Annotated in this window: 22 protein-coding genes and 1 pseudogene; 12 read left to right on the top strand and 11 right to left on the bottom strand. The window is 66.6% G+C overall.

Translation table 11 applies throughout. The features are described from left to right. From ACFXMV_RS00005 to ACFXMV_RS00025, 5 genes and pseudogenes are all read left to right on the top strand, one after another. A partial coding sequence (locus tag ACFXMV_RS00005; protein WP_378502740.1) for a LysR substrate-binding domain-containing protein occupies positions 1-234 on the top strand: 234 nt, incomplete at its 5' end. Between the two features lie 767 nt (positions 235-1,001). Beyond that, positions 1,002-1,751: a DUF6345 domain-containing protein gene (locus tag ACFXMV_RS00010; protein ID WP_378499656.1), complete on the top strand. Its 750-nt coding sequence runs from the start codon at positions 1,002-1,004 to the stop codon at positions 1,749-1,751. Between the two features lie 9 nt (positions 1,752-1,760). Continuing rightward, the gene (locus tag ACFXMV_RS00015) at positions 1,761-2,618 is read left to right on the top strand and encodes a hypothetical protein (RefSeq protein ID WP_378499657.1); all 858 of its coding nucleotides are present in this window, start codon (positions 1,761-1,763) and stop codon (positions 2,616-2,618) included. 209 nt (positions 2,619-2,827) lie between these two features. Further along, positions 2,828-3,496 (top strand): annotated as a pseudogene (locus ACFXMV_RS00020) (response regulator). 150 nt (positions 3,497-3,646) lie between these two features. Further along, a complete protein-coding gene (locus ACFXMV_RS00025; protein ID WP_378502739.1) occupies positions 3,647-3,964 on the top strand; it encodes a hypothetical protein in 318 nt (105 codons plus the stop codon). A 144-nt stretch (positions 3,965-4,108) separates the two neighbouring features. On the opposite strand, the gene ACFXMV_RS00030 is transcribed toward ACFXMV_RS00025, so the two are convergent. The 4 genes from ACFXMV_RS00030 to ACFXMV_RS00045 are packed head-to-tail and all read right to left on the bottom strand — an operon-like array spanning position 4,109 to position 7,971. Beyond that, entirely contained in the window at positions 4,109-4,690 is a 582-nt protein-coding gene (locus tag ACFXMV_RS00030; RefSeq protein ID WP_378502738.1) for an ATP/GTP-binding protein, read from the bottom strand. 6 nt (positions 4,691-4,696) lie between these two features. Then, entirely contained in the window at positions 4,697-5,086 is a 390-nt protein-coding gene (locus tag ACFXMV_RS00035; protein WP_378502737.1) for a DUF742 domain-containing protein, read from the bottom strand. Positions 5,087-5,092: 6 nt separating this feature from the next. Next, a complete protein-coding gene (locus ACFXMV_RS00040) occupies positions 5,093-5,509 on the bottom strand; it encodes a roadblock/LC7 domain-containing protein (protein WP_378502303.1) in 417 nt (138 codons plus the stop codon). Between the two features lie 2 nt (positions 5,510-5,511). Continuing rightward, positions 5,512-7,971 (bottom strand): nitrate- and nitrite sensing domain-containing protein, encoded by a 2,460-nt coding sequence (locus ACFXMV_RS00045; RefSeq protein ID WP_378502736.1) that lies wholly within the window; start codon positions 7,969-7,971, stop codon positions 5,512-5,514. A 305-nt stretch (positions 7,972-8,276) separates the two neighbouring features. Between ACFXMV_RS00045 and ACFXMV_RS00050 the strand changes: the two genes are divergently transcribed. After that, entirely contained in the window at positions 8,277-9,884 is a 1,608-nt protein-coding gene (locus tag ACFXMV_RS00050; protein ID WP_378501962.1) for an AMP-binding protein, read from the top strand. Between the two features lie 73 nt (positions 9,885-9,957). Here the strand turns inward: ACFXMV_RS00050 and ACFXMV_RS00055 are convergent, their stop codons facing one another. Then, entirely contained in the window at positions 9,958-10,809 is an 852-nt protein-coding gene (locus ACFXMV_RS00055; RefSeq protein ID WP_378502226.1) for an NAD(P)H-binding protein, read from the bottom strand. A gap of 497 nt (positions 10,810-11,306) precedes the next feature. Here ACFXMV_RS00055 and ACFXMV_RS00060 point away from each other — a divergent pair, with 497 nt between their 5' ends. Further along, positions 11,307-13,691, top strand: a complete 2,385-nt coding sequence (locus ACFXMV_RS00060) for an MMPL family transporter (RefSeq protein ID WP_378502735.1) — start codon at positions 11,307-11,309, stop codon at positions 13,689-13,691. Here ACFXMV_RS00060 and ACFXMV_RS00065 read toward each other — a convergent pair. Beyond that, on the bottom strand, positions 13,688-14,491 hold the full coding sequence (locus tag ACFXMV_RS00065; protein WP_378500821.1) for a hypothetical protein: 804 nt from the start codon (positions 14,489-14,491) through the stop codon (positions 13,688-13,690). The two genes, ACFXMV_RS00060 and ACFXMV_RS00065, sit on opposite strands and share 4 nt — an antisense overlap. A 266-nt stretch (positions 14,492-14,757) precedes the next feature. Here ACFXMV_RS00065 and ACFXMV_RS00070 point away from each other — a divergent pair, with 266 nt between their 5' ends. After that, positions 14,758-15,384, top strand: coding sequence for a maleylpyruvate isomerase family mycothiol-dependent enzyme (locus ACFXMV_RS00070; protein ID WP_378500828.1), 627 nt, complete (start codon positions 14,758-14,760; stop codon positions 15,382-15,384). Between the two features lie 11 nt (positions 15,385-15,395). Here the strand turns inward: ACFXMV_RS00070 and ACFXMV_RS00075 are convergent, their stop codons facing one another. Beyond that, positions 15,396-16,043 carry a vitamin K epoxide reductase family protein gene (locus ACFXMV_RS00075; RefSeq protein WP_378500822.1) on the bottom strand — a complete coding sequence of 216 codons (648 nt, stop codon included), beginning with the start codon at positions 16,041-16,043 and terminating at the stop codon, positions 15,396-15,398. Further along, positions 16,018-16,674, bottom strand: a complete 657-nt coding sequence (locus ACFXMV_RS00080; protein WP_378500823.1) for a DsbA family protein — start codon at positions 16,672-16,674, stop codon at positions 16,018-16,020. The genes ACFXMV_RS00075 and ACFXMV_RS00080 overlap by 26 nt, the downstream gene beginning before the upstream one ends. A 133-nt stretch (positions 16,675-16,807) precedes the next feature. On the opposite strand from ACFXMV_RS00080, the gene ACFXMV_RS00085 reads away from it, so the two are divergent. From ACFXMV_RS00085 to ACFXMV_RS00095, 3 genes are read left to right on the top strand one after another with little or no spacing between them, the layout of a single operon-like run. Further along, on the top strand, positions 16,808-17,203 hold the full coding sequence (locus ACFXMV_RS00085; protein ID WP_378500824.1) for a metalloregulator ArsR/SmtB family transcription factor: 396 nt from the start codon (positions 16,808-16,810) through the stop codon (positions 17,201-17,203). Continuing rightward, entirely contained in the window at positions 17,196-19,157 is a 1,962-nt protein-coding gene (locus ACFXMV_RS00090; RefSeq protein ID WP_378502734.1) for a heavy metal translocating P-type ATPase, read from the top strand. The genes ACFXMV_RS00085 and ACFXMV_RS00090 overlap by 8 nt, the downstream gene beginning before the upstream one ends. 48 nt (positions 19,158-19,205) lie before the next feature. Continuing rightward, on the top strand, positions 19,206-19,829 hold the full coding sequence (locus ACFXMV_RS00095; protein WP_378500827.1) for a class I SAM-dependent methyltransferase: 624 nt from the start codon (positions 19,206-19,208) through the stop codon (positions 19,827-19,829). A 53-nt stretch (positions 19,830-19,882) separates the two neighbouring features. Here the strand turns inward: ACFXMV_RS00095 and ACFXMV_RS00100 are convergent, their stop codons facing one another. Continuing rightward, positions 19,883-20,368, bottom strand: a complete 486-nt coding sequence (locus ACFXMV_RS00100) for an SRPBCC domain-containing protein (protein ID WP_378502175.1) — start codon at positions 20,366-20,368, stop codon at positions 19,883-19,885. A gap of 3 nt (positions 20,369-20,371) precedes the next feature. Beyond that, positions 20,372-20,713, bottom strand: a complete 342-nt coding sequence (locus tag ACFXMV_RS00105; protein WP_378502176.1) for an ArsR/SmtB family transcription factor — start codon at positions 20,711-20,713, stop codon at positions 20,372-20,374. A 125-nt stretch (positions 20,714-20,838) separates the two neighbouring features. Between ACFXMV_RS00105 and ACFXMV_RS00110 the strand changes: the two genes are divergently transcribed. Further along, complete coding sequence (locus tag ACFXMV_RS00110) at positions 20,839-21,270, top strand: nuclear transport factor 2 family protein (RefSeq protein ID WP_378502177.1); 432 nt, start codon at positions 20,839-20,841, stop codon at positions 21,268-21,270. An 8-nt stretch (positions 21,271-21,278) separates the two neighbouring features. Here ACFXMV_RS00110 and ACFXMV_RS00115 read toward each other — a convergent pair whose 3' ends face one another. After that, entirely contained in the window at positions 21,279-22,109 is an 831-nt protein-coding gene (locus tag ACFXMV_RS00115) for a tyrosine-protein phosphatase (RefSeq protein WP_378502178.1), read from the bottom strand. Positions 22,110-22,281: the final 172 nt, after the last annotated feature.

Genomic DNA, 22,281 nt, shown 5'->3' on the forward strand with positions numbered 1-22,281 from the left:
GAGATCAGCGAGTTCGAGACGATCCGGGTCCTCGTCGGGCACGGCCTCGGCATTGCCCTGCTACCGGCCGCGGAAACCCCTCACCCCGACCTCGTAAGCATCCCCCTGCCCGGGGTGAGCGACCGGACCATCGGGCTCGCCACGGGCAATCATCGGCCGACCGCCGCTGTCACCCGCCTGCACGACCACATCACCCACCGCGCGAACGAGTTCATTACGAACGCGACTAGCTGACTCTGCAACGCGAGGAGCAGCTGCACCAGCGGCAACGGAACGATCGATCTGCACCCTGAAACTCATCCAGTTTCTGTGTGATCTGGAGCCCTCCTTAAGTGTGATTACCGCCAGTTCAACCTATCCAATCCGCATGTATTCCAGCGCGAACCGGTATAGGTGAACACCCCTCCATATCCATCCATCCATTCCATTTCCATCCATCCACCATCTCTCTCCACTCCACCACCCACCAATCAATCAATTCAGTCTCTCCACAGGGTGTTCACCCATTAACGCCCGTTGAGTTCACCAATTGGACCGCTACCGGGTTTCCGAGGCCGATTCCCCCTCAACTAGATCTTGCTGGCTCGATTCGGCGGATCTCCGACCCGATTGCGGCGCGATGCCCACACGGACCGGGCCGAGTCGTGCAGCACCCAATGCAGATGGGCTCACAACCCAGCGCGCCGCCCACGAAGGTAGACGGCAAGCTGGCGCTGCGCTGGGTGTCAGGCCGACGACTTCAACGCCGCGCGCCAAGCGATGTCATGATGCTCGCCATCCGAAAACGAGTAGTCGATTACTCGGGACATCGGGGCAGTGATCAGGAACCCTTTGACTAGGCCCAGGCCGGCCATCGATAGGGGCTCTTCAATCTTGAGCCGCTATCTGCACTCTGGACGATCCCGGCGAGCATCGAGGTGGCGTAAGCCGACAGTCTTCAGCGGATCCAGGCCTACGTCAGTTCGGGTCGATGATCATGTATCAACGAAAGGCGTCCGATCATGGCTACAGTCACACGTGTCGACTATGGGGTCGAGTGGACGAGCGTCGGCCCGGCCGCCGGCACCAGTTGCTCGTTCGAGGCATTGGCCGCGAACTGGAGCGTCGCAAGTGCGGTACTCAACTCGGCCCAAAGTTTCGGGCATACCAGAAAGTTCGCGTGGGGGAATGCGGACGCCTGGGCTGCTGATTACGAACATCCCGAGCAAGCGACGAATGGCGACTCCCTCAATATGATCGATAACGTCCACCTGGCTTACTACGTCGACCACGGCGCAAGCGAGACAGGAATTGCCTTCGCGTCCAACCGTTTCAATTGTCTGGCATTCTATGCCCGCATGCGCCTGGGCGTGAAGCTGCTGCGGTGGATGGTGCTCGACACATGTAGTGCCGTCATTGACCCCGTAGACGCAAGCGTCATGCGCACGTGGTCGGCGCCCACGGACGGCGATTCGGCACATCCACTGCAGGCATTGCACGTGCTGTGCGCCTTCATCGGCATCTCATACCCGGGCATCGACACCAACCGCGGCGCAGAGTTCGTGACTGCCGTGTCGCGTGGAACGCCAGTCGGTCCGGCATGGCTGGATGCGGCCTTCGCGCGATCGGGTAGCGCAGTCAACCGGCCGATCGCGATCGCACCCGGCAACAGCGGAGCCAATGCCGACTTCCGACTGAGCAACGACAGGCTGTCGGACCGAGACGCTGGACCCGCGCCGGCGACCCACCTGTCCTGGATGTGGCGGGGTTAGGAGCGAGACATGAATTACAGAGAGTTACAGGAGCGTTGGAGCGCCTTCGAGGTCGACGCGCATATCTACCGCGTCGATGATTCCGAGCGCGCGCTCGACGACATCACCGCACTCGCAGAGCGGGCCGGCCTTACTTCGACGGACAAGAACTCGTGGGAGGAGATCGGCCCGCTGCTTGAGCTCGAGCAGGAGAGTCAGCGTTTCACCGTGTACCGGCCGTCGCGGGCCGTGCAGTGGGTCGACAGCCAGCGCTGGCAAGTCGATGACGGGTCGGCAATCGACGTCACCGACAAGGACGCCATTGAAGCGGGGTCGCGCGTCGTGGCGCAACTCATGCTCGCCGGCGACGAAGAATTCGTCCCCACGAAGGTGACGCGATTAAATGTCGCGACGTCGGCGAAGGGAGGAGAGCCAGTCGCGACGCGTGTCGTCGACCTGGGTGTCGTCTACTCGCGCGTGCTGGACGGAATCGCCGTGGAAGGCCAAGGCGGCAAAATCGTCGTGTATCTAGACGCTAACCTCGACCCGACCGGATTCGAGCGGACGAATCGGAAACTCACTGTGCACGAATCTGTTTCAGGCTGGCGATCGCTCGACGAGGTCCTCGCGGAGGTGGAGGAGTACTGGCACCGGCGCCGCGACGAAGGGCTCGACATCGACGATGCCAGGCAGTGTTACGTGGAACTCGGGCGGCTGGAGGAGCAGGAGTACGTGCAGCCCGCATATGCACTCAGCCTTACGCTGCACGACCAGATCAACGGTGAGGTCCGCACCGTCGACCATTACGCAATCGCCGCGACCAACGGCATCGGGACGTTGATGCCGATCGATCTCGGTCCGGATCCGCAGGGCCGATCGACCTACTGACGCGGCCTCGTCCGACCTCACAAACCAGTAGCCTCGCCGCCGCGCGAGCTCGCGGCCGCATGGGTGGCCACCGGCTGCGGTCGCCATGCGGATCCGCGGCGGTTGTTGCGGGCGGAGAGCAGGACAAAAATTTGTCGTGGACGATGGGGCGAGCTTCGACCGCGTCGTCTTGGGTCAGGAGTTGGTATTCGCGGTAACGGAGTGCCGAGGTGACGTCGACCGCGCGGCCGCTCCGCATAGTGCTCGCCGAGGACAGCCCGCTGCTCCGCGCCGGCGTGGAGAGCGTGCTGGCCTCTGCCGGGCACGAGGTCTGCGCCGGCATAGACGATGCGCCGGGGTTGCTCCACGCATGGGAGGCATACCGACCGGACCTGGTGGTCACCGACGTTCGGATGCCTCCGACCAATACCGACGACGGGCTGCGCGCGGCGGCCGAGCTCCGTCGGCGAAATCCGGACCTTCCGATCGTCGTACTGTCCCAATACGTCTCGGTGGCGTACCTCGACGAACTGCTCGGCGACGACACCGCCCGGGGCGGCGTGGGATACCTCCTGAAGGAAGGCGTCGGGCACGTCCGCCAGTTTCTCGACGCCGTGGACCGAGTGGCTCGCGGCGAAGCTGTCATCGACCCCGACGTCGTGCGGGCTCTCGTCAAGGCCACCCGCAGCCGGGCGCCCCTCGCGGCCCTCACTCATCGCGAGCGGGAGGTCCTGTCACTGGTCGCCGAGGGACACACGAACTCCGGTATCGCTCAGCGGCTGACGGTTTCCGACGCTGCCGTGTGAAAGCACATCGGATCCATCTTCTCGAAGTTGCCACTGCAGGACGGCGATCGGCGAGTGCAGGCGTCGCTCATCTACCTCCGGTCACTGGGATAGCGTCACGGCGCAGCGGCCAGTTCCGAGGTCCATAATCTCGAACTGAGCCGTCCCGGGGTTGGTGCCACTCTCCCGCCGGACATGTTCAGTTGTAACTAATGCGATCCAAGTTGCGATGTTCCGAACAACACCCGATACAGGAGGTTCGGAATGCGATCTGCGAAGCGACTTGCTGCCAGCGCCGTCATTGCCACCGCAACTGCGGCCACTGCACTCTTTGGTGGTGGCGTGGCTCAGGCTGACGTGCCGGTGGGCGAGGCAAACTGTCACCTTTACCCCATCTTCAACACCGGCGGGATGGCCAATTGCGAGCTGCCAACCTGGCACCAGGTCAAGCTCACTTGCGTTGCGTGGCCAGTCCCGTTCACCTACTGGAAGTACGGCCCGGTGCAGTATGGGCAGAACCAGTCTTGGGCCAGCTGCGACTCACTGAACGCGCTGACGAAGATCGAGGTAATCCAAGCGTAAGTCATGCTCGGCGAGACGCTTGAGGCTCTCTCAGCTTGACTGAACGCGACTGGGGATCACCAGGATTCAGTGCCCCTCACGTCCCAACGTGAGGGGCACTGCTCATCGGACGATCCAGCCACTGACGCGCTAACCCAGAGGTGCTCAGGCCACCGCGCTGCTGGCCTGGGCGATGAGGTGTTCGACGAGCGCTATCAGAACGGACTTGCACGAATCGCGATCACGCGCATCACAAAGCATGACGGGGATCTTGCTGTCGAGGTCGAGTGCCTCGCGAACCTCGTCAATTGTGTAGACCTGAGCGCTGTCAAAGCAGTTCACCGCGATCGTGAACGAGACACCGCGCCGTTCGAAAAAGTCGATGGCGGCGAACGAGTTCTCCAACCGACGGGTGTCTGCGAGAACGACGGCGCCGAGGGCCCCGCGCACCAGTTCGTCCCAAAGGAACCAGAATCGGTCCTGTCCAGGCGTGCCGAACAGGTACAGAACCAGGCTTTCATCGAGGGTGATACGACCGAAGTCCAGGGCCACGGTGGTCGTGGTCTTACCCTCCACCCCCGACAAATCGTCGATGCCGGTGGACAATTCGGTAATCGTTTCCTCGGTACGCAGCGGTGTGATCTCGCTGACGGAGGACACCATCGTGGTCTTACCGACTCCGAAGCCGCCGGCTACCAGGATCTTGACCGAAGCAGCCAGGTCGGCTGAGGACGCATTGTCATGCATAGTGGTCTACAGCTTTCGGATTCCGTCGAGTACTGCTTGCAGAATGTTCAGGTCGCCGATCCCGGCGATGTCGTTGTAGGAGTCGCTGCTTGCGGGAGCCCGGAAGTTCAGCAGTCCCTCGGCGATGAGATCACCGACCAGGATCTTGGTCACCGCCAGAGGCAGATTCAGGTGCGCCGAGACCTCGGCCACCGACTGCGCCGTACAGCACAACTGAACGATCTCCGCGTACTCCGTCTCGACGTGCTGCAGCCGCGGAGCGGGGGACACGGTCACGACGAGCGTGAGCATGTCGAGATCGTGTCCCGCGCCCATCGTGCGGCCCTTCGTGATGGCGTACGGGCGGACCAGAGGACCGGCCGCATCGTCGAACCACGGTTGGCCTATACCTGTCACGGCAACCTACGCGCCCTGCTCGGCGGCCACACCGTTACGAGGATCGGCGGACAGGTAGCTACCGACACGCTGCACAGTCAGGTTCATTTCATACGCGACCATTCCCAGATTCGCGGTGTCGACGGCCTGCAATGCGATACATGCGTTGCTTCCGGCCGCCGTCACGAACAGCACCGCCTTCTCGAGCTCGATGACGGCCTGGCGAACGCTGCCGCCTTGAAAGCGCTGTCCCGCGCTGCGTGCCAGCCCGTACAGAGTGGCCGACATGGCGCCGAAGTGCTCGGCGTCCTCACGGCTCATGGACGTGGATCGGCCAAGCAGCAGCCCATCGGTGGAAAGCACGACTGCGTAGCGCACCCCGGCAAGACGATTGACGAGATCGTCGAGAAGCCAGTTCAGATCACCTGAGTTAGAAGTCGTCACCTTCACCTTCCTTCACCTTCCATTTCATCCGTGGTTGTATGCCCGGACAGGGGGTCCGAATCCCGAGCCTGCTGCGTACCGTACGCGATGGCGGACATCAGATCTCGCGCTTGCTCCGCCGATCGTGACGGCTGCTCCGCCTCCCCCTCGAGTTGAAGATCGTGCGCCAGCTCCGGGGCCAGACTGGCCTGCCGACGACGGCGAGGCAGGCTCGGGCGAACGTCACCGCCGTGGTCGGGCAACGGTTGCGGGGCGAGGGACTCCGGTTCGACAGCGGGGGTCGGCGGCTCGTACCACTGGGTAGCCCCGGAACGTTCCGCGTACTCGGCGGGTGGCGCGCTATCGATGCGCTCGAGGTGCGCCCACGCCCGCGGCGGGGCCACCGGCTGCACCGGCTGTTCGGCGGGAGGCGCCGGAGTCGGGCGTGCCAGTGTTGCGACACCCCCTGCAGCCGAGACAGATTCGCGCAAATCCTGTTGCGCCATCGCGCCGGCGATCCGCCTCTCGGGCTGACGTCCGGCAATCCGATCTGACGGAGGGGCAGCCATAGGTGTCGCATCGGTGGCGACCACCGAGTTCGGCACCAGCACGATGACGCGGATGCCGCCGTACTCGGATTCGGTTAGCCGCACAGAGATCCCGTGCCGCGCACCCAGCTGCGAAACGATGAACAATCCAAGTCGTGAAGTCGCCGAGAGTGTTTCGACTCCGAAATCCGGCGGATTGCGCAGCATCTCGTTGACGCGGTCGAGTTCTTCGACGGACATTCCCATGCCCTGATCAGTGATCTCGATCGCGACCCCCTTGCCGACCACGTTGCCGCTCACTTCGACGCGCGACTGCGGCGGGGAGAACGCCGTCGCATTGTCGACCAGTTCGGCGAGCAGGTGGATGAGGTCTGCGACCACGTTGCCGACGATGAACACCTCGGGCATGCGACGGGTGTGCACCCGCGTGTAGTCGAGGCTCTCGCCGACCGCGCTGCGCACCAGGTCGACCAGTGGCACCGGACTCCGCCACTGGCGGCCGGGCTCGCCGCCACCGAGGATGACGAGGTTCTCGGCATTGCGGCGTTCGCGGGTCGCCAGGTGGTCGAGCCGGAAGAACGTCTCCAGCATGGCCGGATCCTCTTGGCTTTGTTCGGCCTCGTCTAGGACCTCGAGCTGCCGGTGCACCACCATCTGGCTTCGGTGGGCGATGTTGAGGAACACCGCGCGCACGCCCTCGCGGGTGCGGGCCTCGGCGACCGCGGCGGAAACGGCCGCTGTGTGTGCGCGGTTGAAGGCCTTTGCCACCGAGCCGATTTCGTCGTCACCGAAGTCCAGGTGCGCAGCGTTGGGATCGATTTGCTCGCCGGCGCCCAGCTTGCGCATGGTTTCGGGCAGTTCGACCTCCGCCAGGTCCAGTGTTTCCTTGCGCAGGCGCTCGAGCCGCCCGATCAGCCGGTTGGCCAGCCATAGCGACAGCAGGAACGCCAGGAGCGCAAGCGCGAGCACGGCGGCCCCCGCCCATAGCGAGTTCGCCGCCGTGCGTTTGCCCTCGTCGGCAGCGATCTGGTTCGCACGGTCATTCAGTCCGTTCCATGCGCCGATCACGTCTTCAGACAGCTGTTCCTGCGCGGTGTGCCACTCGGCGAAGGTCATTGGCGGTGCTGGGACGACACCGCTCTTGTCCGCCTTCGGCGGATTGAGGAGGTAGTCCTCCATCACGGCCACCTGCTGCCAGCCGGGAGAGGTCAGTACTGCCAGGATCTTCTCAGCTGCTGGATCAGCACCCAGGTCGGTGGCGAGCTGCGGAAGTCCGATCCGGTAGGACCCGACCAGATTTCGATAATCGTCACGCAGTGGACCGCTGCTGAGCTGTCCCTGTAGTTCGGCAGCGGTGAGCGCGGCGGAACGTGACAGTCCCTCCATCGCGTGCAGGATGCGCACGCCATTGATGAGTGCGACGCCGACCTCGGCGTTGGGCGCGTTGGTGGTGACGAGGTTGGTACCGAGCGCAACCGCATCGAGAATCTTGTTGAAGAGCGCGTATGTGTCGTCGATCGACATTCGTCCTGCGTCAATCGCACCACGGATCTGGGGCAGGCTGGCGAGCAGGGTGTCGAATCCACCCGTGTCGGCACCCATGGTGCCCTGTGACGCGCTCTGCAGCTTTGACGAGTAGGGGGCCAGCTCTGCGAACGCGGTGTCGACCCGGTTCCGTGCTGCGTCGAGCGCGGCCGGATCGCCCCGTTCACCGGACAACTGCCACAACGACAGCATCCGTTCCTGTTCCACCCCGGCAACCACGTCGCGAGCGCGGCTCACGGCATCTCGGTTCGCTGCCGCCCACTCTTCGGCCTGTCGGGCCTCACGTATCAGGTATCCCGCCGTGCCGACACCGATTCCGAGCAACGCCAGGCTTGGCACCAATGCGATGGCCAGGATCCGGGCACGGATACCGAGGCGCACTTTCAACATCGGGGGAATATAGCTGGACGAATGCCCAACGTGCACTTCGGCCTCGCCACCGCGATTTTTCTTGATTCGACCGGGCCGCTTGGTGTTTAACGCTATCCTCGGGCGGGCCGGCATGGATTGCAACGCTAACGATCTTCTCTGGTCGTAGAGCTCCTGGAGACGACCCGCGGACGGGGGCATCCGAGGCCTCACCGCACAGGGCCAAACAGTACCAATCGGTTCGTTTTGCCTCGGGCGCCTGAGAACGTGTTCTAGATTCAGGTCACCGCCTCGAGATCGCGGCGCTGCCACCGAAGGGAATGACGATGCAGTTCAACCTCGCGGACGTTTTCGAGACGGTCGCCGGCGCCGTACCCGACCGTGTTGCCTTGACCTACGAGGGCGAGAACCTCAGCTACGCCCAGTTGGATGCGGAGGCCAACAGGACCGCCCACCTGCTCGCTCAGGCCGGAATCTCCCAGGGCCACCATGTCGCCCTGTTCCTCAAGAACAGCGTCGAGCACGTCACGTCCATCCTGGGATTGATCAAGATCCGCGCGGTCCCGATCAACGTCAACTACCGGTATACGCCCGCCGAACTCGAGTACATCTTCGTCAACTCCGATTCGTCCGCGGTGGTCGTCGAACTCCCCGAGCATCAGCGCGTCCTCGCTACCCTCTTCGACGCGTGCCCGATGCTCCGGACGGTGATCGTGGTTGGCGAGATCGCCGCCGAACTGCTCGCCGCCGCGAAGGAGCACGCAGTATCCGTGGTGTCCTTCGCCGAGGCTCGCGAGTTGTCGCCCACGGCGGAGTTCGATTCCCGCACGGGCGACGACCTGTACCTGCTCTATACGGGAGGGACCACCGGATATCCGAAGGGTGTCATGTGGCGACAAGACGACTTTTTCCGCAAGCCGCTGTCCGGCGGAAACCCATACGGCGAGGGGACGCGACAAGACCTCGCCGAGATCGCCAGTGCAGCAAAGGAATTTCCCGAACTCTCGTTCCTCATCGCCGCGCCCCTGATGCACGGTGCAGCGTTGTACTCGCTGTTCACCTTCTTCACCCTCGGCGCTCGCGTGGTCCTCAGGCGCGACTTCGACCCGCAGAAGGTCGTCGAAGCGATCGAGAAGGATTCGGTGCAGGTGATCCTGATCGTCGGCGATGGCATGGGGCTGCCGTTGGTCGATGAGATGGAACGACGACAGGGCGAGGTCGATCTCAGCTCGCTGTTCTCGATCACCTCGGGCGGCGCGATCTGGTCCACCAGCGTTCGGGAGCGCATGCTGGCGGTCAAACCAGACCTGCTGTTGCGGGACAACTTCGGTGCCTCCGAGTCCGGAAACGACGGCGCCTTCACCATCGACGCGGCCGGCAATCTGCGAATGCCGCCCTCGCCGAACATGATCCTGGTCGACGAGCGGCTGAACGAGATCCCCGCGGGCTCCGAGGAAGTGGGCTACATCGCCCGCATCGGCAACGTTCCCCTCGGCTACTACAAGGACGAGGAGAAGACCGCCCGGACGTTCCCGACTCGCGGCGACGGCACCCGCCTGTCGGTGCTCGGCGACATGGGCAAGGTGGAAGCGGACGGCACCATCGTCTTCCTCGGCCGCGGCTCGCAGTGCATCAACACCGGCGGCGAGAAGGTCTTCGCCGAAGAGGTCGAGGCCGCTCTCCACGCACATCCGTCGATCGCCGACGCGCTCGTCGTCCCGGCACCCGACCAGCGCATGGGCCAACAGGTCGCAGCGGTGATCGCGACCTATCCCGACTCACCTGAACTGACCCTCGACGACGTTCAGGAGCACTGCCGAAAGACGTTGGCCGGCTACAAGGTCCCGCGTTCGATCGTGCTCGTCGAGGAGGTCAAGCGAACCCCAGCCGGCAAGGCGGACTACCGCTGGGCGACGACACTGGCATCCCCCTAGCACCCAGCTCGATCTGCAGGCGAAATGCCTTCGGATTGACCATCTTTCGCCGGTCAATCCGAAGGCATACCGCTCAGCGGAAGTCCGCGGCGTGATCGACCGCCCACTCCCCGAAGGACCGGGCCGGGGTGCCCGTGATGCGCTTCACCTCGTCGTTGACCGGCTCCGGGTTGTCGAGCATCTGCGCCTGGGCCGGCATCACCGCCTCCACCAGTTCCACCGGGTAGCCCGCGGCCTTCATCTGCTCGATGGCCTCATCCAGCGTGATCTCCTCGAACCGCACCGGACGCCCGACCGCCTCGCCGATAAGCGCCACCTGCCGCTCCTGGGTGACCAGTTCGGGGCCGGTGATCAGGGGGCGGGCGCCGAGCAGGGCGTCGGTCGTCAGCGCTTGGACGGCGACCGCCGCAATGTCCGCCTCGTGGATCAGCGGGCGGGCCAGCTTCGCCAGCGGCGCCCGTACCGCGCCGGTGGCGCGGACCTCCTCCGCCCAGCCAAGCGCGTTGCCCGCGAACCCGGTGGGCCGCAGCGCGGTCCATTCCAATCCCGACGCCTCGATCAGCCGCTCCAGCTCCGTGTGGAACATGGTGATGGCCTCGCCCGGCTTCTCTTCCCCGTCCCCGACCCCGGCGGACGACAGGTACACCACCCGCCGGGCATGCTTCCCGATCGCGTCGATCACGGCCGGCGCGCCCTCGGCGCTCAGGAACGGCCACACCAGGAAGACCGAATCGATGCCCACCAGTGCCGCGTTCAGCGACGCGGGATCACTGAGGTCCCCGCGTGCCACCTGCACGCCCTGCGGGAAGGAGGCATTTCCTCTCGCCAACGCCCGCACGGGCACACCCGCCGCGTGCAGTTGGGCCACCACCGCGCCGCCAACCTTTCCGGTCGCGCCGGCCACCAGGATCCTGGGCTGTGTCATCGGACTCTCCTCGTCTCGTTTGATCGATGACACCACTCTCAAACATGAACCATGGTTCAGGTCAACCCGACTTGCGGGAACGCACCATGATCCGCGCTACATCAACACCTTCCGCTCGAAGGTGTCCTGTTTGACGATCACATTGTTCGACGCCAACTCGGCCTTCTGGAGGCGAACCCGACGTCGACCGGAGACTTCGAGGATTCCCTTCATGCGCGCAAACATCCGTGAGATCGGCGGCTGGCCGAGATTCTCAGAACCTTCTTAGAGGACGCCAGAACTCGCTCCTGGACACCCGATCACCAGGGAATTCACCGTTCGCCGAATACCTTCCGCCGACGGTTCGGTTCGCTGACCTCACCCGATCGGCCTTCGTCTGCCCATCACAACCAGAGACCTTGCGTACCGTGAGCTTCGCGGTACAGCGCAGGGCCTATCGGGCTTTGAGCTTGATGTGGTGAGACTGGTACCTGCACCACCAGTGGGGAGTGGAGACGGTGTTCGCTACGTGGGGACAGATGGCCTATCGCCTGCGATTCACCGTGATCGGGTTGATGGTCGGGCTGACGCTCGCCCTCGGTGCGTATGGCCTCGGCGTCGAAAAGCACCTGAGCCAGAGCGGTTTGGTCGACACAGGATCCGAGTCGGTGGCCGCCGCAGAGTTGGCCGACGGCACCTTCGGCCGCGACACCCTCGCGGACGTGGTTCTCCTCTACGCCGCACCCGACGGCAGAACGGTCGACGACCCAGCCTTCGGCGCGAAGATCACCAGGAGTCTCGAGGACCTGGCCGCCGACAACCCGGACGAGATCCTGAAGGTCAACGGCAGCTACTGGTCCACAAAGGTCGCCCTGATGATCGATCCCGCCAAGGCACACGCCATCGCCAGCGTCGCCATCAAGGGCGACAACGACACCGAGGTCGCCGCCAACTTCAAGAAGGTCCGCGACCAGTTCTACATCGACGGCGTCGACGTCCAACTCACCGGACTGCAGCCCGTCACCAGCACGATCAGCGACACCATGGCCAACGACCTCCACCGGATGGAGATCTTGGCCATCCCGGCCGTGGGCATCCTGCTGTTCTTCATCTTCGGCGGCATCGTCGCCGCCGCGCTGCCGCTCATTGTCGGCGGCCTGACCATCATCGCCGCGAACGGCGTCGTCAAGGCACTGGCCCAACTCACCGAGGTGAACGGGTTCGTCCTGTCGGTGGTCTCGCTGATCGGCCTCGGCCTGGCGATCGACTACGGCCTGTTCATGGTGAGCCGCTTCCGCGAGGAGATCGCCGAGGGATACGACACTTCAGACGCGGTGCGCCGCACCGTGATGACCGCCGGCCGGACCATCGTCTTTTCCGCGACGATGATCGTGGCCAGCCTCGGCGGCCTGCTGATCTTCCCGCAGGGATTCCTCAAATCCATGGCCTACGGCGCGATCGCGGCCGTCATCCTGGCCGCGCTGATCTCGATCACGCTACTGCCCGCGATCCTGGGGGTCCTGGGCCGACGCGTCGATGCGTTGGGTCTGAAGTCGATGCGGAAGACCAAGACCACCGAGGAGATCGAGAACAGTTTCTGGGGCCGGCTGACCCAGTGGGTGATGAAGCACCCGCTCAAGGTGACCATCCCGATCGTGGTCGGCCTGCTGTTGCTCACCATTCCGATCTCCGGGATCAAGCTGGGTGGGATCAACGAGACCTACCTGCCGCCGGACAACCCGACCCGCGTCGCGCAGGAGCAGTTCGACGAGCTGTTCCCCAGCTACCGCACCGAGCCGATCAAGCTGGTGATCGAGGACGCCCAGCGCGCGCAGATCACCCAGATCGTCAAGGATGCGAGCGGGGCACCCGGCCTGGTCGAGAAGTTCACGATCCAAAACCCGACCAAGGACGGGGTGACGGTCTTCAAGGCCGGCCTGGTCGACCGCAACGACTCGGAAGCGACGATCGACTACCTGCGGGCGATCGACGTGCCCGACGGGGTCACGATGCTGGTCGGCGGCACCCCCGCCATCGAATTCGACTCCATCGCCGCGCTGCTCGACAACCTGCCGCTGATGATCACCCTGGTGGTGCTGCTGACCACCCTGCTGATGTTCCTGGCGTTCGGATCGCTGGTGCTGCCGATCAAGGCCGCGCTGATGACCGCGCTCGGCCTCGGCGCCACCCTCGGCATCCTGACCTGGATCTTCATCGACGGCAACGGTGCCAGTTTCATGAACTTCTCACCCGGCCCGATCATGTCGCCGGTGCTGGTGTTGATCATGGCGATCATCTACGGCCTGTCCACCGACTACGAGGTGTTCCTGCTGTCCCGGATGGTGGAGGCGCGGGCGCAGGGCGCCAGCACCACCGAGTCCGTCCGGGTCGGCACCGCACACACCGGCCGGCTCATCACCGCTGCCGCGCTGATCCTGATCGTGGTCACCGGCGCATTCGCGTTCTCCGAACTGGTGATGATGAAGTACATCGCCTACGGCATGATCGCCGCGCTCGTCATCGACGCCACCCTGATCCGCATGTTCCTCGTGCCCGCGACGATGAAACTGCTCGGCGACGACTGCTGGTGGGCGCCCGCGTGGATGAAGCGCATCCAGGAGAAGCTGGGCCTGGGCGAGCCGATCCTCGCCGACGAACGGATACCGTCCGACATCCCGGATCTCGCCGCCTCCTATCGACCGATCGCCGCAACAACCATGGCGGGCGGCACTGGAGCGGTCTCGAGGTCGCGTCCGTCCGACTCCCCCGAACGTACTGCCGCCGTGGAACACACCGAAACCCGTTCTCAGGCCCGCCGCCGCGGGCCTTCGGACGGCGCGCCGACGATCAGCGTTGGCGAACTGATCGCCCGGCAGAACCGCGGCCGGGTCCCCCGGCGCTAGGGCGACGACACCTCGATCCGCGCCTGCCCCGCACCGGCCGGCGGTCGCACCGGGAGAAGCGGCGGCCACGGCCAGTGCTGGCCGAGGCGGCCCCGCGCCCGCAGGAAGCCGAGGCCGAGCACGAGCCCGAAGATCAGGTGCCCGATCAGCGACAGCGTGATCGTCGTCGGCGTGAGCGGAAACATGTCCTGCTGACCGTTCGGCGACAGGGCAACCGTTCCGATGAGCCCGGCCCATACGGGGAACACCGCGAAGCTGACGAACGCGAGAAGGACGGTGCGGCGGGACCGATGTTGGAGTCCGAGCGCGAGGGCGATGAGGAAGAAGGCGATCCCGATTCCGCCGCCGTCGCCGAGGTAGCGCCACAGGTAACCGACGATCGCACCGGTCCGGGTGTCGGTGCCCGAGTGCAGCCACGTACCCATTTTCGGAATGAAGTCACCCCAGAGGCCGAGCAGGTACACGGTGTCGAGGCGGAAGATGTCATAGACCAGACACGCGAACATCCCCCAGCCGAGGCCATGGCCGACGATGCGGTCGATCGGGTGCGGAGCGAACACGCACAACACGGCGAGGGTCGCCGCGAGCGGAATGATCACCAGCGCACCGGTGGCAGTCATCGACACGACGCCGAACACCTGCGCCGAGATCGCGAGCAGCGGCAGGGAAGCGAGCAGCAGGTACATGCCGATCCGGGCGAAGGCCCAGTGGTGACGGACGGGTTCGACGGCGGGCAAGGCCGCGCCCGGCGGCGAGTGTTCGTGTACGTCGGGGACGGTGGTGCCGAGGATACGGAGCATGGCTGCGGATTCCCTTCGGTCGAGTGGCCTCCCACAACGAGTGGTCGGTTTCCGAGATCCAGCGTCCGTCGGCTACCCGGTATGCGGACAGCCCCCCAAGGGTGGCGATATCCACCCCTTCGCAGCGACCGCGCTCACCGTCCAACTGACCTCGCGGCCATCGGTTTCGGCCCACGGCCAGCTCAGAGTGGGAGATACTGCGGCCATGTCTGTGGTCACCAAACCGGCGCCCCCGGGGTGCGGCAGTGAGCGACCGGTTGCCCGAGATGCCTGACGTGAAGTCCATGGCCCACGCCGAGCGGGCCCAACTCGCAGCACTCCTCCGGTCACTGACCCCGCAACAATGGCAAGCGCCGTCGCTGTGCGCGGGCTGGACCGTCCGCGACGTCGTTGCCCACATGCTCAGCTATGAAGAGCTGCGGCCGGTCGGGCTGGCCCGCCGGTTCGTCCGTGGCTTGTTGCGGTTCGACCGCGCCAATGAGATCGGACTGGCGGACCTCGCCGGGCACAGCCCGCAACAACTGGTCGACCTGCTCGATCGCAGCATGCAACCCCGAGGACTCACCACCGGATTCGGGGGCCGGATCGCCCTTGTCGACGGAATGATCCACCAGCAGGACATTCGCCGCCCACTCGGCATCCCCCGCGACATCCCCGCCGAGCGGCTCGTGCCCGCTTTGGATTTTGCGCGCATCGCGCCCCCGATCCGCGCACGCCGGCGGATCCGCGGCCTTCGGTTGGTCGCCACGGACCTCGACTGGACCGCGGGAAGCGGACCCGATGTCCGCGGACCCGGCGAGGCCCTGCTCATGTCCATCGCCGGCCGCCACGGTGTCACGGACGAGCTCGAGGGCCCTGGACTGGCGACACTGCGTGGCCGAATCGGCGGCTGATCACCGTCCGACTAGAGCAGGGTGGACCAGTACGAGTAGAAGCGGTGGATCACCAGCGCCGCGACGGCGAGGAACCACACCGTCAGCGGCACCACGTGGTTCCCGGCCGCGGTCACCACGTCCGCGCGGATGGGCCGGGCGAAGGTGCCGTGGTTCAGGTTCCGGAGGGTGACGTACCAGAAGATCGGAACGGTCACGGCCCACACGACCATGCAGTACGGGCACAGGGCGCCGATGACGTAGAGGCTCTGCGCGATCAGCCAGTGCACGAACACCACCGCCGCGGTGACCCCGAGTTGCAGACCCAGCCAATACCAGCGGGCGAAGCGGGCACCGGCGAGCAGCCCCGCTCCGGTGGCCGCCACGACCGCGAACCCGGCGATGCCGAGCAGCGAGTTGGGAAACCCGAACACCGACGCCTGGGCCGTCGACATCACCGAGCCACAGTTGAGGACCGGATTCAGGCTGCAGGACGGGATGTAGCTCGAATCCGTTGCAAGGGAGAACTTCTCCACGGTGAGCACGAAGGCGGCCGTCAGCCCCACGAGCCCGCCGATCAGCAGCAGCCAGGGCAGCGATCGATCGAACGGCGCACCGCCACGGGCCTGCGCCACCGCGGGCGTGGCGGCGGTGTCAGCGGAGGGCGGCGTCGAACGCATCGGTCAGGTCCTGGTAGCTGGCGGGTTCGAACCGCTGGCCGTCGAGGAAGAACGACGGGGTGCCCTGCACGCCGAGGGCTTGCCCGTCGGCGACGTCCGCCGCGACCCGCGCCGCCGTCGCGGGGTCCGCGTACGCGGCGTCGAACGCCGCCATGTCGAGACCGAGGTCGGCGGCGAAGTCGCGGAAGGCGTCGTCCTTGGGCACCCGCTGCTCGCCCCACTCGGACTGCGTCTCGTACATCTTCTGGTACATCTGCTCGAACTTGCCCTGCTGCGCAGCGGCTTCCACCGCCCGGGCCGCGCGTTCGGCGTTGAAGTGTCCGGGCAGCGGGAAGTACCGCACCACGAAGCTGACCCGGTCGCCGTACTCGGCGCGCAGTTCCTCGATCGCGGGATACACCGACCGGCAGGCCTCGCACTCGAAGTCGAGGAACTCCACGAACGTCGGGCTGCCGTCCGGGGCCGAGGAGAGCCGGTGGCTGTCCGGGCGCACCACCACGGCAGCGGCCGAAGCGTCGGCCGGAGCGGACGCCGCGGATTCGCCGCCCGATCGATTGACCAGCAGAATCGCGGCCACCGCGACGACGAACACGGCCACGAGAGCCAGCGAGATCTTCACTCCCCGACTCATGCGACGACCGCCGTCCACCGGGTGTGAATCTCGGGCGAACGAAGCGTGGATTCCATGGCGACACGCTAACGGACGTTGATATGGCTGCGCCGACCCGGTTCCCCTTCATATCAATACCCATTAGTGTGTTGATATGGCCAACGACGCGGTGGACACCTGCGACCTGCTCTGCCTGGATCTCCCGCACGCGGAGCGGATCCGGGCGGGGCTCCCGACACCGGCGCTCGTCGAGCCGGCCGCCGCCGCGGCCCGCGCGCTCGGCGACCCCACCCGCCTGACGATCGCCACCGCGCTGCGCGCCGGCGGCGAGTTGTGTGTGTGCGACATGGCGTGGGTCGTCGGGCAGGCGCAGAACCTGGTGTCGCATCACCTGCGACAGCTCAAGATCGCCGGCCTGGTGACCTCCCGCAGGCAGGGCCGACTGGTGATGTACACACTGACCGCGCGCGGGCGCGCCCTGGTCGACGCCGTCGCCGGTGATCTCCCCGCTGAATCCCGGCCCGACACCGCGGAGACCGAGCATGTCTGATGCCTGCTGCGGGCCGAGCACCGCCGACACCGCGACCGACGGCGCCGTCTCCGACCACGGCCCCGGACGGGTGTGGCAGGTCCGCGAACTGCAGTGCGCTGCGGCGGCCGCGGTCCTGCTCGCCGCCGGGTGGGCACTCGCCCGAGCCGGAGCAGACCCGGCCGCGACGGCGGTCGAACTGGCCGCCGTCGTGGTCGCCGCGTCCACGTTCGTGCCCGGCGCCCTGAAGAATCTCCGGCACCGCCGGGTCGGGGTCGGGACGTTGATGACGATCGCCGCGATCGGCGCGGTCGCCCTCGGCCAGTATCCCGAGGCGGCGCTGCTCGGCATCCTCTTCTCGATCGCCGAGGGCCTCGAGCACCACGCCGTCACCCGCACCCGCCGCGGACTGCGGGCGCTGTTGTCGCTGGTCCCCCCGACCGCGACCGTCGTGCGCGGCGGCGGGGAAATGACCGTGGCGCCGGACGATCTCGTCCTCGGCGATCGGATGCTGCTGCACCCTGGCGAGCGTGCCGCCACCGACGGGGTGATCCGTGCCGGTCGCACCAGCCTCGACCTGTCCGCGATCACCGGCGAATCGGTCCCGGTGGAGGCCGGCCCTGGCGACGAACTGCCCGCCGGGGCGATCAACGGTGGCGGCGCGATCGAGGTCGAGGTCACCGCCCTCGCGGCCGACAGCTCCCTCGCCCGGATCGTGCACATCGTCGAGGAGGCCCAGGACCGCAAGGGTGCCGGGCAGCGCCTCGCCGACACCATCGCCAAGCCGCTGGTTCCGGCGATCATGATTCTCGCGGCACTCGTCGCAGCCATCGGATCGGTTTTCGGGGATCCGATGCTGTGGATCGAACGTGCCCTGGTCGTGCTCGTCGCCGCCTCCCCGTGTGCGTTGGCGATCGCGGTCCCGCTCACCGTGGTCGCCGCGATCGGGGCGTCGAGCAGGCACGGCGCCCTGATCAAGGGCGGCGCCGCACTCGAGGAACTCGGCCGCATCCGCGTCGTCGCCCTCGACAAGACCGGCACCCTGACCCGCAACACCCCGCAGGTCGTCGCCACCGTCGCCGCGCCCGGCGGGTCCGAGGCCGACGTCCTCGCCGCCGCGGCCGCGCTGGAGGCGCGCAGCGAGCACCCGCTCGCAGGCGCGATCCTCGCCGCCACCACCGAGCCCGTGACCCCCGCCGCCGACGTCACCGCGATCCCCGGCCACGGACTGACCGGAACCCTCGACGGCGGCGCGCTGCGTCTGGGCAAGCCCGGCTGGATCGACCCCGGCGCACTGGCCGCGGACGTCGTCCGGCTGCAGGAGGCGGGCGCCACGGTGGTGATCGTCGAACGGGAGGGATCGGTGGTCGGCGCGATCGCCGTCCGCGACGAGTTGCGCCCCGAAGCCCCCGAGGCCGTCGACCGGCTGCGTCGACTCGGCGTCGACGTCGCCATGCTCACCGGCGACAACGAACGCACCGCCCACGCCCTGGCCGCCGCCGCGGGCATCACCACCGTCCACGCCGAACTGCTCCCCGAGGGCAAGGCCGACCTGCTGCCGGTCCTCGCGGATGGCCGCCGGGTCGCGATGGTCGGCGACGGAATCAACGACGCACCGGCCCTGGCCACCGCCGACGTCGGTATCGCGATGGGCGCCATGGGCACCGACGTCGCGATCGAGACCGCCGATGTCGCACTGATGGGCGAGGACCTGCGGCACCTCCCCCAGGTCCTCGCCCACGCCCGCCGCGCCCGCCGAATCATGGTGCAGAACATCGGCTTCTCGCTCGCGATCATCACCGTGCTGATACCCCTGGCCGCCACCGGTGTGCTCGGTCTCGCCACGGTGGTGTTCATTCACGAGTTCGCCGAGGTCCTCGTCATCGCCAACGCCATCCGCGCCGCCCGCGCCGCCACCCCGCCCGGGCTCACCGCCGCCCCCGTCACCGCTGGCCCGGTCCACGTGACCGCGTGACGTGCGATGCTGGACCGACAGGAATCGTGAGGGGCGGAGAGGACTGTCATGGGGTTCTACGGGGATCAGATCGTTCCGCGGCTGGTGGACGTCTCGTGCGGGATGTCGCTGACCGAGGCGTCGAGGAAACGGGCGTGCGCCGGCCTGCACGGTCGCGTCGTCGAGATCGGCTTCGGGTCGGGGCTCAACGTCCCGTTCTACCCTGCCGCCGTCGACTCGGTCAGCGCCGTCGAACCCGCCGACCTCGGCTGGAAGCTGGCAGGCAAACGGCTCGCGGCCTCCACTGTGCCCATCGAGCGTTCAGGCCTGGACGGACAGTCACTTCCGTTCCCCGACAACACCTTCGATACCGCGCTGTCCACGTGGACGATGTGCACGATCCCCGACGTAGACGCCGCGCTGCGCGAGGTGCGGCGGGTCCTCAGGCCCGGCGGCACGTTGCATTTCGTCGAACACGGCCTGGCCCCGCATGAGAAGGTCCGGCGCTGGCAGCACCGCTTCGAGCCGATCCAGAAGGCCGTCGCGGGCGGCTGCCATCTCACCCGTGAGATCCCGTCGCTCGTGCGAGCGGCGGGATTCGAGATCCGCGACCTGGACACGTTCTACGAGAAGGGAGTCCCGAAGATCATGGGCGCCCTCTCGCTCGGGGTCACCGCGCCCCTCGAGGACTGACCCCGAAGCGGCCGGCCGACCCGAGGTTCGGGACGGCCGGCCGCGGCGCGCCGTCAGGATGCGATCAGGTCGTCGATCTGGTTGATCGCCGACGAGGCACCCTCGACCACACCCATGTCGAGCACCTGCTGGAGCGCCTCGGCGGACTCGTAGGTGCTGACGTAGGTCGCACGCGTGCGTCCGTCGTGCTCGGCGAAGGTGTAGACGTTCTTCGAGACCGGCATCGCGGGGTTCGGGTTGAAGTCCGCGTCGGCGAAGCCGTCGTCGAAGGCGAAGCCCGTCGGCTCGTCGACGGCCGTGATCTGCCAGTACCCGGCGAACTTGTCGCCGTCGGGCCCGGTCATGAAGTAGGTCGTGCGGCCGCCGGGCGTGAGGTCGTGGTCGACCACGGTCGCCGGGTAGGTCGGCGGTCCCCACACCTTCTCCAGCTGGCGCGGGTCAGCGTAGACCTGCCAGATTCGCTCCACCGGTGCGCCGAAGTCGGCGTTGATGGTCAGGGTCAGGTTGTCGAGGTCCTGCTGGACATTGGTCACAGGCATGGTTCAGCCCTCCTGGGTCGAGTCGAATGCGATGAGTTCGTCGATACGTGCGATGCGCCCGCGCCACACCTGCTCGAGTCCGGTGAGCATGGATGCCACCGAGCGCACCGCTGACACGTCGCCACTGGCCAACTGCTCCCGACCGCTTCTCCGCTTGGTGAGCAGGCCGGCCTTCTCCAGCACGGCAACGTGCTTCTGAACCGCGGCGAAGCTCATGTCGTACTTCGTCGCGAGCGCGGAAACCGAGTGCTCCCCTGCCAGCACCCTGCGCATGATGTCGCGCCGGGTCCGGTCTGCGAGCGCGTGGAACAGGGCGTCGGCCCGGTCCTCGTCATCTCCGTTCACAACACCAATATACAACCAATCGGTTGTAGGTTGTCAAGGCCTCGTCGCGGCACCGGTGGAGTCATACACCCGCAGGCCGGGACCGCGACTATCGATGAACCGGGAGTTCGGGCAGGGTGGCGACCGTGACCACAGCCGATTCCGTCGTCGAAATCCAGTCCCTGCTCGCCCGGTTGGCGCATCTCGCCGACGACGGGAGCGTCGAGGACTATCTGTCCCACTTCACCGTGGACGCGGTGTGGGAGTCCGCTCCGAATCCGGCCACCGAGATGCCTGCGCAGGTACGGACCGGGCACGCGGAAATCGAGGAGGGGGTGCGTTCACGCCGCGCGTCCGGCATCCAGGGGCCCGGCTCGGCCACGCGGCATGTGCTGACGACGATCGCGGTGACCCCGGGCGAGAGCGATGCGGACGAGGCCACCACGACCGCCTATTGGTCGTTCTTCGTGGACACGACCACCGCTCCCCGACTGTCGAGCGTCGGGCGTTACGACGACACCCTCCGGCGGGTCGACGGTCGGTGGCGGCTCGCGCACCGCCGGATCACGATGGGATAGCCGATGCGTCAGGCCACGAGCTTGTGCTTGAGCCTCGCGAGCGTGTCGCCGCTCAGACCGAGTCCCTCGGTGAGGTACTTGTCGACGGTGCCGTACTCGGCGTCGAGCGCGGCGAAACCTGCTTCGAGGTAACTCTTCTCGACCCCCATCATCGGCGCGTACCAGGGGGCCCGTTCGGCGCCCAGGGCCGCGACGAGCTTCTCGTTCTTCTTTTTGATCGTCTCCGCGGAGTACTCGTTGGTGAGCACGTAGTCCCGCATGATCGTTGCGCGGTCCGCGCCGGCGATGCTCTGCAGGATGGCGGCGGCCCAGCCGGTGCGGTCCTTGCCGGAGTTGCAGTGGAACAGCGGTGGGCCCTGGGTGTTCGCGAGTTCGGTGAACAGCCGCGCGTATGCGCCGCGCTCGTGTTCGTTGTGGACGAAGCCGCGGTTCATCGACTCCATGAAGGCCCTGGCGTCCGCGGCCGAACGGATGGTCCGGACACCCTCGGACTCGAGGTCGCGGCCGAAGATGTCGATGTTCGCGTAGCCGACGCCGGGCGGCAGGATGTCCGGGTCCTCGGCGACGGCGTCCGGCGTGCGGAGGTCGTAGACCGCGGCCAGGCGCAGGCCGGTCAGGGTGGCGAGGTCGGTCCCGTTGGGGCGCAGCACGTTCGACCGGTAGGAGCGGCCTGCGCAGGCCCGAGCCCGGCCAGGACGATGCCGCAGGCGACCGTGATCGCCGCCGTGATCGTCGCGGCGGCGCGCGGGGAATGTCGAGCAGTGACGGAATGCATGGGTGTCCTCCAGGGGCGCGGTCGGGGCACGTGACGGTGCGTAACGTAGCCGCTCGACGGACACCCGGTCAGAGCTTCGTGCCGCACCTCCCGCTGAGCGGAACCCTTTCGAGAAGCCTTCCCCGGCAGCGCATTCGCAGTCCTGCCTAAGACGCGCGGCGCCCCCCCCCGCCTCTGGTGGCGCGTCGCGCGGTTTGCAGTGTTAGGGTGGGGTGCCGCCGCACCCTCAGGGCCCT

It is taken from the genome of Rhodococcus sp. NPDC059179 (assembly GCF_042754885.1).
In the GTDB taxonomy this organism is placed as follows: Bacteria; Actinomycetota; Actinomycetes; order Mycobacteriales; family Mycobacteriaceae; genus Rhodococcus_G.